This window comes from Nonomuraea sediminis, from assembly GCF_018531495.1.
Taxonomy (GTDB): Bacteria; Actinomycetota; Actinomycetes; order Streptosporangiales; family Streptosporangiaceae; genus Nonomuraea; species Nonomuraea sediminis.
On the sequence record NZ_JAHDTI010000001.1, the window covers coordinates 1,055,852 to 1,067,431 of the forward strand.

The 11,580-nt window shown below is 71.0% G+C and carries 10 protein-coding genes; 5 read left to right on the forward strand and 5 right to left on the reverse strand.

Features of this window, described 5'->3' with window-relative positions; translation table 11 throughout:
* Positions 1-7 precede the first annotated feature (7 nt).
* From KIK09_RS04940 to KIK09_RS04955, 4 genes are all read right to left on the reverse strand, one after another.
* Positions 8-1,351, reverse strand: coding sequence for an ABC-2 transporter permease family protein (locus KIK09_RS04940; protein WP_214317403.1), 1,344 nt, complete (start codon positions 1,349-1,351; stop codon positions 8-10).
* The gene (locus KIK09_RS04945) at positions 1,348-2,319 is read right to left on the reverse strand and encodes an ABC transporter ATP-binding protein (protein WP_214317404.1); all 972 of its coding nucleotides are present in this window, start codon (positions 2,317-2,319) and stop codon (positions 1,348-1,350) included. Before KIK09_RS04945 ends, KIK09_RS04940 begins: the two co-directional genes overlap by 4 nt.
* Positions 2,320-2,515: 196 nt before the next feature.
* Entirely contained in the window at positions 2,516-3,346 is an 831-nt protein-coding gene (locus KIK09_RS04950) for a carbohydrate deacetylase (RefSeq protein WP_214317405.1), read from the reverse strand.
* Positions 3,343-4,701: an MFS transporter gene (locus KIK09_RS04955; RefSeq protein ID WP_214317406.1), complete on the reverse strand. Its 1,359-nt coding sequence runs from the start codon at positions 4,699-4,701 to the stop codon at positions 3,343-3,345. Before KIK09_RS04955 ends, KIK09_RS04950 begins: the two co-directional genes overlap by 4 nt.
* Before the next feature lie 116 nt (positions 4,702-4,817).
* Between KIK09_RS04955 and KIK09_RS04960 the strand changes: the two genes are divergently transcribed.
* From KIK09_RS04960 to KIK09_RS04975, 4 genes are all read left to right on the forward strand, one after another.
* Entirely contained in the window at positions 4,818-5,414 is a 597-nt protein-coding gene (locus KIK09_RS04960) for a PadR family transcriptional regulator (protein WP_214317407.1), read from the forward strand.
* A gap of 133 nt (positions 5,415-5,547) precedes the next feature.
* Entirely contained in the window at positions 5,548-6,678 is a 1,131-nt protein-coding gene (locus KIK09_RS04965) for an ROK family transcriptional regulator (protein WP_214317408.1), read from the forward strand.
* 280 nt (positions 6,679-6,958) lie between these two features.
* Positions 6,959-7,687: a PIG-L family deacetylase gene (locus KIK09_RS04970; protein ID WP_214317409.1), complete on the forward strand. Its 729-nt coding sequence runs from the start codon at positions 6,959-6,961 to the stop codon at positions 7,685-7,687.
* Between the two features lie 27 nt (positions 7,688-7,714).
* The gene (locus KIK09_RS04975; RefSeq protein ID WP_214317410.1) at positions 7,715-8,467 is read left to right on the forward strand and encodes a DinB family protein; all 753 of its coding nucleotides are present in this window, start codon (positions 7,715-7,717) and stop codon (positions 8,465-8,467) included.
* A gap of 26 nt (positions 8,468-8,493) precedes the next feature.
* Here the strand turns inward: KIK09_RS04975 and KIK09_RS04980 are convergent, their stop codons facing one another.
* Positions 8,494-9,873, reverse strand: coding sequence for an extracellular solute-binding protein (locus KIK09_RS04980; RefSeq protein ID WP_214317411.1), 1,380 nt, complete (start codon positions 9,871-9,873; stop codon positions 8,494-8,496).
* Positions 9,874-9,951: 78 nt separating this feature from the next.
* Here KIK09_RS04980 and KIK09_RS04985 point away from each other — a divergent pair, with 78 nt between their 5' ends.
* Positions 9,952-11,577, forward strand: a complete 1,626-nt coding sequence (locus KIK09_RS04985; protein WP_214317412.1) for an ABC transporter substrate-binding protein — start codon at positions 9,952-9,954, stop codon at positions 11,575-11,577.
* Positions 11,578-11,580: the final 3 nt, after the last annotated feature.

Sequence of the window (11,580 nt, forward strand, 5' to 3'; positions counted from 1 at the left end):
CCGCCCTTCAGCGTGCTCGTAGCAGGTCGAGGTTCACGTCGAACTGCCACAGGGGGTTGGGCGCGTCCCCGGCTGGGGTGCGTACCTGGAAATAGCCGTTGACCTCCTTGGGGCCGTCGCCGTCGGCGATGTAGCGGCCGTCAGAGGTGATGTCGAGCTGGTAGATGGCGCTGCCGAGGGCGGTGGCGCCGGGCAGATGCCAGGAGACCACGCACCGCCAGTCGTTGCCCGCGTCCTCGTCCAGGACCCGCGAGCCGCCCTTGTCACAGGAGGCCGACGCCTGCAGCTGCGCCTCGGTGACGTCGGGGCGGTGCAGCTCGCGCGTCTGCAGCCGGTAGAGGTGGGCGAATGCCGTGGCGAGCGAGTCCTGCACCTTCGTCTTCTCGATCCCCGAGCCCGTGGCCGGGGTCGCCACGGCGATCACGCCGTAGGCGACCACGACCAGCGCGGCCACCGGCAGGACCCCCGCCAGGATGTTCCTGGCCGACCCGTCGTAGGTCAGGTCGGTGAAGTCGCGGCGCAGGAACAGCCGGTAGGCGAGCGCGGTGGCGGTGACCGTCCAGGCCAGGCTCACCAGCAGGCCGATGAGGAGGGGTCCTGTCTGCGCCGGGGAGGTGAAGAGCCCGCGCCAGGCCAGGAAGCCCTCGCTCGGCAGGGCCAGCCGTACGGCCGCCGGCAAGGGAAGCAGTTGCGCGAGCTGGAGCACCAAGGCCAGCAGCGCGGGCACCAGCAGGCCCATCGGGGAACGTCCCAGGACGATCGAGCCGAGGAGTCCGACCGCGGCGAAGGCGAGCGTGGGCGCCAGCGCGCAGGCCCAGGCGAGCAGGACCGTGCTTGCCGCGTCCGCCGGGAGGATGAGGTGGCCGTCCAGGCCGACAAGCTGCCCGTTGCCGACCGCGGCCAGGCCGCCGGCGATGCCCGAGGCGGTCAGCCCGGCCACCAGCAGCAGGATCACGGTGAGGCTGGCCAGGCTCTTGGCCACGAAGATCCGGCGCGGGGAGCGTACCGCCACCAGCAGGTGGCGCCACGTGCCGAGCCGGTCCTCCACCGCGAAGACGTCGCCGGCGACCAGCGAGGTCAGCAGCGGGAGCGCCCAGGTGCAGGAGAAGTCCAGCACGACCAGGGATCCGGCCCAGCCGGTCGCGTTCATCCAGCGGCCGAAGACCGTGTCGGTGGGGAGCGAGCTCTGCAGGCTCACCACGGCCGCGAAGGCCGCCGGGCCGAGCCAGCAGACCGCGAGCAGCAGGCGGATCCGCCACTGGGACAGGAGTTTGACCAGTTCGAACCGGTAGCCGTTCAGGACGGGCGCGGGGCGGGCAGCGGCCCGGGGTTCGGCTAAGGCCGCGGTCATCGCGACTCCTCCTGACCGGTTTGTTGGGATAAGTCCGCAGGCTGTTCCGTCAGAGACAGGAAGGCGGCCTCAAGCGGCGGCACCACCGGTCCCAGTTCGCGGAGCGCCACCCCGGCCCCTACCAGCCGGACGACCAGCTCGTCCAGGGCGGGTGCCGGTCCATGCACGACGAGCTCGGCGTCCGTCCGGCGGCCGTCAGGGCCGGGCACCACGCGGAGCCCGGGCGTCTCCCCCGCCAGCCGCTTGGCGGCCTCGGGGTCGGTGGTGACCAGCCGGTAGTCCAGATCGCCGCTCTCCGCGGCCAGCTTGCTCACCGGCCCGGAGAACACGGCCCGCCCGGTGGCGAGGATCGTCACCTCCGAGCACAGCGCGGCCAGGTCGTCCATCCGGTGGCTGGACAGGACCACCGCGGCCCCGTCCGCGGCCAGCTCGGTGATGACACGGTGCACGTGCCGCTTGCCGGCGGGGTCGAGGCCGTTGGCCGGTTCGTCCAGGACGAGCAGCCTCGGCCGGGTGAGCAGCGCGGCGGCCAGCCCGAGTCGCTGGCGCATGCCCAGCGAGAAGCCGCGGACCCGGTCGTCGGCGACGTCGGTGAGCCCTACCTGCTCCAGCGCCTCGCCCACGTCGACGGTGCTCACCGCGTCGTGGCGGCGCAGCGAGGCCAGGGCCGCGAGGTTCTGGCGGGCGGTGAGCGAGGGGTACAGCCCGGGTCCGTCCACGAAGCCCGCGACGCCGTCGGGTACGGCCGGCGTCCGCCCGACCGGCGTGCCCAGGATCTCCAGGCTGCCGTTGTCGGCGACCGCCAGGCCCAGCAGCAGCCCCAGGAGCGTGGTCTTTCCCGCGCCATTGGGCCCGACCAGCCCGTGGACCTGCCCGCCCGCCACGTCCAGGTCGACGCCCTCCAGTGCCAGTACCTCACTGAAGGCCTTGGTGATCCCACGTGCCCGGACTGCGGGGGGAATCTCCATGTCGGTCTCCCTGCGCTTGATCCTCAGCCTCAAGAAACGTAAAGATCGCAGTTAACCTGAGTTTGACATCCAGCTAAACGTTGGGCAAAAACACCAGATCAACGCTTTTAGGTCAGCCGGGCAGCGCGATGAGCGAGATCATTGACAGGGCCGGCGATGCTCAGCAGCGGCTGTGACCGGCGGCCGGCTCATGAGGTCAGGGCCACCAGCCTCTGACGACCTCGACGCCCTCGCTCTCGAGCGCGTCGTGCCACACCGGGTCACGCAGCAGCCGCGTCTCCCAGATCCGCACGATGCCGTCCGGTCCGGTGATCGCGTCCGCACGAGACGGGTGAAGGAACAGCTCGCTCGTGCCCTCGGGGAGAGCCGCGAGCCGGCGGAGGTAATCCTCACGCAGGTGCTCGTAGGCACCGAGGTCGTGCGCGCCGCGCCGGTTGGTCGCGATCGTCTGCGGGATGGCCACGCCGAGTTCGTCGGCCAGGGCGACAGCCTGCTCGTGCGCCGCCGCGAGTGGCGCTGGGAGTGGCCCGCCGAAGTACGGCCGCGCGTCGCGGGGCAGCCGGAAGGCGAGGCGGTGGCGGGCACACCACTGGAGCGCCTCCGCGAGCCACGATCTGCCGTGCAGGCCGTACAGGGTGCCGGAATGGGAGTCGGCCGCCGCAGGCATGAGGCCGTGCTCGTGCATCCACCGCAGTTGCGCGTCAGCCTCGCGCATGACGTCCGCGGTCTCGCCGCGGGCTCCGAGAACGAACGGATCGTCACTGAGCGTCCCGTCCGGATCGACGAGGCTCGCCGTACCGTCGAGAGGGCGCCAGCGCGGGAGCCCGCGCTCGCTCGTGAGCGTCACGTGCAGCCGCGGGACGACGCCGAGCGCCATGACCTGCTTCGCGGCCCGCTCCGCGGCCGGTGAGACGCAGATGAGCGTCGTCGCGCTGACGTGTCGCTCGGCGAGCAGGGCGAGGATGACCTCCGTCGATCCGGGTTCCCTGCCGAGATCGTCGGCTGTGATCACGAGGCGACGGGTCATCGGGGTCCCTCCGCCGGCTCCGGCTCGGCCGCCTCGGGCGGTGTTTCGATCGGGACCGAGATCAGTCGTGCCGCGACCGCGCCGATCGTCGTGAGCACGAACGGGTAGGCGCATAAGTACATCCGGAACGCGAGTCCTGGGTCGGCTCCGGGATCGTTGCCCGAGTTGTAGCCGAAGAAGACGCCCAGCGAGGTGAGCGCGAGTCCGGTCACGATCCCGTTGAGCCGGGTGAAGAAGCCGAACGCGGACAGGAAGAGCCCTTCGCGATGCTCCCCGTTACGCGCCGCGTCGGCGTCGAGCACCCGGGCGACGATGAGGTCGTTCGTCGCGAGCATCCCCGACCACCCGACCCCGACGAGCACCCCCGCGGCGATCGCGGTGATGAGGTCGGTGGCGAAGAACAGGGCCGCGAAGCTGACCGCGAGGAGCGGGAAGGCGAGCCGCCAGGCCCACAGGGCACCGCGGCGGGCGACCACGCGCGTCCACACCGCGAGGCCGCCCGCCGAGATGAGGATGACGATCCCCTGCAGGTAGAGGGCGTTCCCGACGGGGAGCCCGAGCGAGTAGCGGACGTACAACTGGATGCCCGCGAGCACGAGCGCCATGGCTATCCCGTAGCAGGCGCCGGTGAGCCCGACCGTCCAGAACATCGGGTTGCGCACGATCGACCACACGCTCGGCAGCAGCGGCGGCCGCTCGCGCGTGGAGTAGCGGGGGTTCTCGCGCGCGCTGAGCGCCATGAACACGATCACGACGAGCGCGACCGCGCCATAGATGATCGCCGTGACCTGGAAGCCGTGGGTGGACTTCTCGGTGCCGAACACCTGCGTCGTGAGCAACGGGGTGACCGCGAGCGAGATCACCAGCGCCACCAGTTGGAAGCCCTGGCGCAGGCTGTTGGCGACGGCGCGGTCGCGTTCCCGCGGGTACAGCTCGGGGAGCAGCGCGCCGTAGTTGGCGTTGAGCATCGAGTCGAACGCCTCGCACAGGATCGCGAACACCGCGAACCACAGCACGAGGCTCATCCCCCGCAGAGAGGCCGGCGCGGAGAAGAACGCGATCATGCAGGCCGTGAGCATCGGCGCGCCGACGAGCAGCCACGGCCGGCGTCGCCCGAACCGGGTCCTGGTCCGGTCGGACAGATGACCGAGCAGCGGGTTGTCGAGCGCGTCGATGACCGCGTAGATCACCATGACCACGCCGTAGGCGCGGACGTCGAGCCCGAGGATGTCGACGTAGAAGAGGATCATCGATCCCTTGATCATGTTGATCGGGATGGAGGTGCCGAACATCCCGACGGCGTAGCGCCACGCTGGGGTCCGCCCCTGGGCGGAGGCCGTGCCGGCCTGGGACACGCGATCACCGTCCTTTCCGGTCCTGGTGATGCTGGTCCGCGATCCAGGACACGTCAAGAGATCTTGGGAGAGTCAACCCAGAGGTATATGTCTGCCAGACGCATTAGGCTGACCGCATGGCGGAAGACGATCAGCTGCCCGACCTGACCCCCACGGCGTGGGCGATCCTGGGGTTCCTGTCGCTGAAGGCGCAGACCGGCTACGAGATCCTGCGCGCGGCCAAGCGCTCGATGGAGGCGTTCTGGGGCATCAGCAACGGCCAGCTCTATCCCCAGTTGCACCACCTGGCCGAGCAGGGCCTGATCAGGCCCGCGGGCGAGGCCGAGGGGCCGCGCTCGCGACAGCGCTGGGAGATCACCGACGCCGGGCGGGCGGCGCTGCGTGCCTGGCTGGAGTCGCTGTCTGCGCCCGTGCAGATCCGCGACGAGAACCTGGTCAAGCTCTTCTTCGCCGGCGCGGCCAGCCCCGACCTGGTCGGCCGCCTGCTCGAGGAGCGCAAGCGGATCTTCACGCAGTTCGAGAAGGTGATCGACGCGGTGCTGCCGGGCGACCGGCTGCCCGAGGCCGAGGAGGCCGCCACGCTCGGCGCTCCCGAGCTGCTCTTCCGGTACGGCAAGCACTTCACCAAGACCACGATGCGCTGGATCGACCAGGAGGAGGCCAGGATGCTGGAGGCGCTGCGGCCGGACGGCGACCGGGACGAGAACTCCTGAGCATGGACGTCGACCTCCTCGCCCCGCTCATGCTCGCGCTCAACGCTGGTCGGCTTCGTGCTCGCGCTGCGCTCGCTGGCCCTGGTCTTCAGGCCCGGGTGAGCCTTTCTTTCCGCTAGAATCCGTAAGAACTATGACCAATCCGCGGACCGCCGACCCCATGCTGATGCGCCGCCTCAACGAGGTGGCGACCATGCGCGTCCTGCTCGGCCGGGGCGAGCTGACCATGAGCCGCATCCTCGAGCTCACCGGGCTGTCCCGCTCCACCGGCGAGGCCGTGCTCGAGACGCTCATCGCCGACGGCTGGGTCCGCGAGGTGCCCCCCGAGCAGCGTCAGGGCGTCCTGGGCAGGCCGGCCCGCACGTTCAGGTTCCTGGCCGAGGCCCGCCAGGTCATGGCGGTCGAGATCGGCGCCCACCACGTCGCGGCCATGGTCGCCGACCTGGACGGCACCGTGCGCGAGACCCGCCGCCGGCGCACCACGCGCTCGGCCTCCCGCGCCGAGCGGCTCGAGGCGGTCAGGACCGTGATCGGCACTCCCCCGCCGGGGCTGCTCGCGGTGGCCGTCGGCACGCCCGGCCTGGTCGGCGACGACGGCGCCATCCGGCTGTGCCGCGTGCTGCCGGAGTGGACGGGCCTGTCGCCGGCCGCCGAGCTGGGCGAGCTGTTCGACTGCCCGATCGCGGTGGAGAACGACGTCAACCTCTCCGCGCTGGCCGAGCGCTGGACCGGCGCCGCGGCCGGCGTGGACGACCTGGTCTGGGCGAGCCTCGGCCGTAGCACGGCGGCGGCGGTCGTGCTGCGCGGGCGGCTGCACCGCGGGGCCACGGGCGCGGCGGGCGAGCTGGGGTGGGTGCCCGAGCTGGGCTGGGCGCAGGTGCGCGACCATCCGCTCAGCTTCGCCGGGCTGACCGGGACGTCCCATGGCGAGCTGGCCGCCCGGCTCATCGACACGGCCAGGGCCGGGGACGCGGAGGCGCTGGCGGAGTTCGACCGCTTCGCCTCGCTCGCGGCGCCCGGGCTGAGCGCGATCGTGCTGGCCTACGACCCGCGCGCCCTCGTCCTTGGCGGGGCTCCCGCGGCGGCGCCCGACCTGTTCGTGCCCGCGCTGTCGCGGCACCTGGCGCCGCGCTGCCTCAGCATGCCGGAGCTGCACGCCTCGGCGCTCGGCGAGGAGGCCGCGATCACCGGCGCCCTCCGCCTCGCCCTCGACCGCGCCGAGGCCCGCCTCTACTCCACTGAGGAACGCCTCCTCCCCCGCTAGCCATACACCCTCTCTCTCCGGTACGGCGGGCCTCCGCGGCACGGCGGGCCTTTGCAGTACGGCGAGCCTCCGCGGCACGGCGGGCCTTTGCAGTACGGCGAGCCACCGCGCTTCGGGATGCCTCAAGCGCCCGTCTTGCGTGGCTTGTCGGGGTTTTCTCGTGGGTGGGGCTGGCTTGTGGCGGCGCTTCGTGTGATCGGGCTGTCTGGGAGAGCCGGGTTGGCTACCATGTCCCAATCTTTGGCGACCTGGCCTGTGAACAGGAGTGGTGGGGAGAGTCGTGAGCGAAGAGCGTGCGCCGGAGCCGAGCGTCCTGGCCGTGCACGCGCACCCCGACGACGAGGCGCTGTGGACCGGCGGTCTGCTGGCCACGCACGCCCGTGCCTCGGTGGTCACCTGCACCTGGGCGGCGGGCACCGAGCGCGTGGAGGAACTGGAGCGTTCCCTGGAGATCCTGGGCGCGGGCGAGCCCCGGCTGCTGGGTTACGCCGACATGAAGCCCGAGTCCGCCCCCGGGCGGCCGCGCTTCCGCGACGTGCCGTTCGACATGCTGGTCGAGCGGGTCGTCGAGCACATCCGCGACGTGAAGCCGGACATCGTGGCCACCTACGACGCCTACGGCGGCTACGGTCACCCCGACCACATCCTGGTCCACCGGGTCACGCTCGCCGCGGTGGAGGCCGCGGGCCACGACCAGCTCTACCGCTCCGCGGGCCCTGCCTGGCGCCCGTCGGCGCTCTACCTGGCGACGCTGCCCCGCACGTTCGTCGAGAGGATCTGGCAGGACGTCTTCGGCACCTCCCCGGACGGCCAGATACTCCCAGGCGTGCCCGACGCCCGCATCGGGGTGACGCTGGACATCCGGGAGGTGGGCGAGCGCAAGTGGGCGGCCGTCCAGGCGCACCGGTCGGAGATCGAGCGCGGCGGCAGCATGACGATGATCACCTCCCTGCCGGAGCATCTCAGGAACAACCTGCTCACCACCGAGTGGTATCTGCGCCGCAACTAGCAGAACAATATTCGGTACGCTGGGTGCGTGACGGATGTCTTCGATGACCTGGCTGCCGAGTACCGGCAGCTGGATGCCGTGCTGGAGAAGCTGACCGACGAGCAGTGGGGCGCGCCCTCCGCCGCGAAGGGCTGGAGCGTGGCCGACGTCGTGCTCCACCTCGCCCAGAGCGAGGAGGTGATCGCCGCCCCCACAGGCGCCGCCGCAGGCGCCCCCGCCGGCGCGCCCTTCCTGCCCGCCGACTCGCCGACCAGCATGGACGAGCTGGCCGAGCAGATGGTGGCGGCCGAGCGGGGCCTGCCCCCGGCGGACCTGCTGGCACGCTGGCGCGAGGCCGCCATGGCCACCCCGGACACGCTGCGCGACCACCCGCCGGGCACCCGGCTGCCGTGGGTGCGGACGTCGCTGTCGCCGCGCACGCTGGCGACCACCCGCCTGGCCGAGCACTGGGCGCACGCCCTGGACATCACGGTGCCGCTGGGTATCGCCTACCCCGACACGGACCGGCTACGGCACATCGCCTGGCTGGCCCACCGCACGCTGCCGTACGCGTTCGCCCTCGCCGGGCTGCCCGACGTGCCGGTCTTCTGCGACCTTGACGCGCCCGGCGGCGGGCGCTGGACCCTCGGCGACCCTGGCTCGGCCGCCCGGATCACCGGCCCCGCCGCCGAGTTCTGCCGCGTCGGCGCGCGGCGGCTCGCCCCGGAGGACAGCTCGCTCGTCGCCGAGGGCCCCGGCGCCGCCGACGTCCTGCGGGTGGTGCGCAACTACGCCGCCTGAGTTTTGCCATCCCACGATGGCAAAAGTCACGGCAGCGGGAGCGACGTGATCGCACTGATCATGTCGGCCGCCCTGGTCACCGCCTCCTCAGGGAGGCGGCGGCGGGACAGCACGTCCTCGCACATCGCCTGCAGGCGGGCAGAGACCAGCGCGTAGACGGGGCTGGGCGGGCGCAGGACCGAGTGCTCGAGGCGTTCTCCCGTCTCGGCGTGGAAGGGTGAGACCTCGGCGATCCTGCGCAGCGCCGAGAGCCTGGGAGGCAGCTGGCCTGTCTCGAGGCAGTGCCGTACCAGCTGGTCGGGGGCCAGGACGGCCTGCAGCATGCGCATCGCCAGGTGCGGGTGGCGGGCCTGGCGCGGGATGGCGTAGGCCATCCCGCCGCACAGGACCGCCGCGCGGCCGTGCGGGCCGCGCGGCATGGGCGCGAAGCCGAACTCCTCGCCGATGTGGTCGATCGGCTCGCCCGCCCATCCGGCCAGGTCGCTGGCCCCGACGCACAGGTCGGCCTCCCCGCGCGCGAGCAGCTCGACCGCGCGGTCGGAGCCGAAGCCGGTCACCTCGGGCAGGATGACGCCGTCGTCGAGCAGCGTGCGCAGGAAGCGCATCGTGCCCACGGCCGCGGGGCTGTCGAGCACGACGCTGTCCTGCGACATCACGGTGGCGCCGTTGGAGGCCAGGAAGGCCGCGAGCGCGTAGGTGGTGGTCTCGGCGGCGCGCAGCCCGCCGGGCATGACCAGCACGTGGCGGCCCGGCGGCCGGTCGAAGGCCAGGCGCTTGCCGAGCTCGTGCAGCTCCTCCCAGGTGCGCGGCGGCACGGGGACCCGGTCGCGGCGGTACCAGAGCCCGGCCACGTCGGAGGGCGCCTGGACGGCCATGACGGCGTCGCCGAAGCGGTGGGCCTTGGCGAAGGACGGCAGGAAGTCGGCGTCGTGCTCGTGCGAGACCCAGTCGGGATCCAGCTCGTTCAGCGGCCACAGGAACCCGGCGAACTCCGCGACCCACACCGAGTCGAGCACGACCAGGTCGGGCCCCTCCCCCGCGGCGATCGAGGACAGGAAGACCTCGTGCAGCTCGCCCAGCGACGGCCTGACCACCTCGAGCGACAGGCTGTCGCCGGCGGCCTCGCGCATCACCGCCGCCCACGTCTCGTCGGCGCCCAGCACCCGCAGCGTGGGCCTGGCCTGCTCGAACGCCGGGTTGACGAAGGTGCCGCGGCGCCGGTGGCGGACGATGACGCCCTCCTCGGCCAGCTCGGCCAGTGCCCGCGTCACGGGGGTGCGGCTCAGGCCGTACCGCTCGCACAGCTCGTGCTCGGTGGGCAGGCGCCCGTCGAGCCCGTAGACCCCAGCGGCGATCTCTTCCCGCAGCCGAGCCTTCAGTTGCCGGTAGAGCGGAGTGGGCTCCATCGGGCTCCTTTCCGGTTGCCTCTTGATCCTAGAAGCATTTTGTCATTATTGTCACGGCACCTCCAGAGAGGAGCCCCCATGCGACTCAGCCGAGCGCTCACCGCCGCGCTTGTCCTCTCCCTCGCCGCCTGCAGCAGCGGCGGCAAGACCGGCGGAACAGGCCCGAGCAGCAGCACAGGAAACGCAGGCACGACGCAGAAGCCCATGGTGATCGACGTCGGTTTCGGCGGCACCACGATCACCCGTAACTTCAGCCCGTTCAACATCCAGGCCACCCAGGGCATGAACGGGTACATCTACGAAAACCTGTGGACGTTCAACATCCTCAAGGGTGGCGAGTTCGTCCCCTGGCTGGCAACCAAGTACGACTGGTCCGCGGACGGCAAGAAGATCACGATTCACCTGGACCCGCGGGCGAACTGGAGCGACGGCACCAAGCTGACCAGCAAGGACGTCGTCTTCACGATGCAGTACGCCAAGGAGCACAAGAGCCAGACCAACGCGGGCTTCGAGTGGAAGACGGTCGGCGCCCCCGACGACCAGACGGTGGAGATCACCTTCGACGCGCCCGCGTTCACGCGGATCGACCAGATCGGCGGGATCCGGCCGGTGCAGGAGAAGGTGTTCAAGGACAAGAACCCGGATGAGTTCACCAACCCCGACCCGGTCGGGACGGGCCCGTACAAGCTCACCCAGTTCACGCCCCAGCAGCTGACCTTCACGGCCCGCGACGACTACTGGAAGCAGCCGGTGCCGGTCAAGACGCTGAAGATGCCGATCATCGGCGGCACCGGCGCGCTGCCCCGCCTGCTGTCCGGCGAGATCGCCTGGAGCGGCGGCTCGATACCAAATGTGATGAAAAGCTACGTGGAGAAGGACCAGAACAACCACGCCTGGTACCCCACCTACGGCGCGCTGGTCCTGCACCTCAACGTGGAGAAGAAGCCGTTCGACAACGTGCACGTGCGTAAGGCCATCTCGCTGGCGCTCAACCGGCAGGAGATCGCCGACGCCGGCAACCCCGGCCTGTTCCACCCGATCAACCTGACCGGCCTGGACCAGGACACGCAGAAGGACTGGATCGCCCCCGAGTACGCCGCCCTGGTCCAGAAGGGCGCCGACGGGGAGGCGGCCAAGCAGGAGCTGGCCAAGGCGGGGCTCAAGCCGCAGGACGTCTCCTTCGACCTGCTGGAGAACGCCGAGTGGCAGGACGCCATCCAGCGCGACAAGATCATCGCCCAGCAGCTCGGCGACCTCGGCATGAAGGTCACCGTACGCCCGCTGCCCGGCGCGCAGCTGACCACGATGAAGCAGAAGGGCGACTTCGAGGCGATCACCGGCGGCACCGTCTACGCCGGGCAGACGCCGTACACGTTCTACCGCTCGATCCTGGCCAGCGAGAAGATCGGCACCGAGTACAACTGGAGCCGGATCAAGAACACCGAGGTCGACGGCCTGATCGAGAAGATGGCCTCGACCGGGGACCAGGCGCAGATCAAGCAGTACGTGTACCAGATCGAGAAGTTCATGATCGATGAGATGCCGCTGATCCCGATCGCCAACATCGGCGCCTCGACCGAGTACAGCACCAAGGACTGGACGGGCTGGCCTGACGCCGCCAACCCGTACACGATCTCCGCGCCGTGGTCGGGCCCGCCCGACAACGTCTACACGCTGCTGTCGCTCAAGCCAGTCACGAAGTAGCGC

Excerpts from the sequence above, each read along its gene's own strand:
- KIK09_RS04940 (WP_214317403.1), bottom strand. The coding sequence starts at position 1,351 with ATGACCGCGGCCTTAGCCGAACCCCGGGCCGCTGCCCGCCCCGCGCCC.
- KIK09_RS04945 (WP_214317404.1), bottom strand. The coding sequence starts at position 2,319 with ATGGAGATTCCCCCCGCAGTCCGGGCACGTGGGATCACCAAGGCCTTC.
- KIK09_RS04950 (WP_214317405.1), bottom strand. The coding sequence starts at position 3,346 with ATGACCCGTCGCCTCGTGATCACAGCCGACGATCTCGGCAGGGAACCC.
- KIK09_RS04960 (WP_214317407.1), top strand. The coding sequence starts at position 4,818 with ATGGCGGAAGACGATCAGCTGCCCGACCTGACCCCCACGGCGTGGGCG.
- KIK09_RS04965 (WP_214317408.1), top strand. The coding sequence starts at position 5,548 with ATGACCAATCCGCGGACCGCCGACCCCATGCTGATGCGCCGCCTCAAC.
- KIK09_RS04980 (WP_214317411.1), bottom strand. The coding sequence starts at position 9,873 with ATGGAGCCCACTCCGCTCTACCGGCAACTGAAGGCTCGGCTGCGGGAA.
- KIK09_RS04985 (WP_214317412.1), top strand. The coding sequence starts at position 9,952 with ATGCGACTCAGCCGAGCGCTCACCGCCGCGCTTGTCCTCTCCCTCGCC.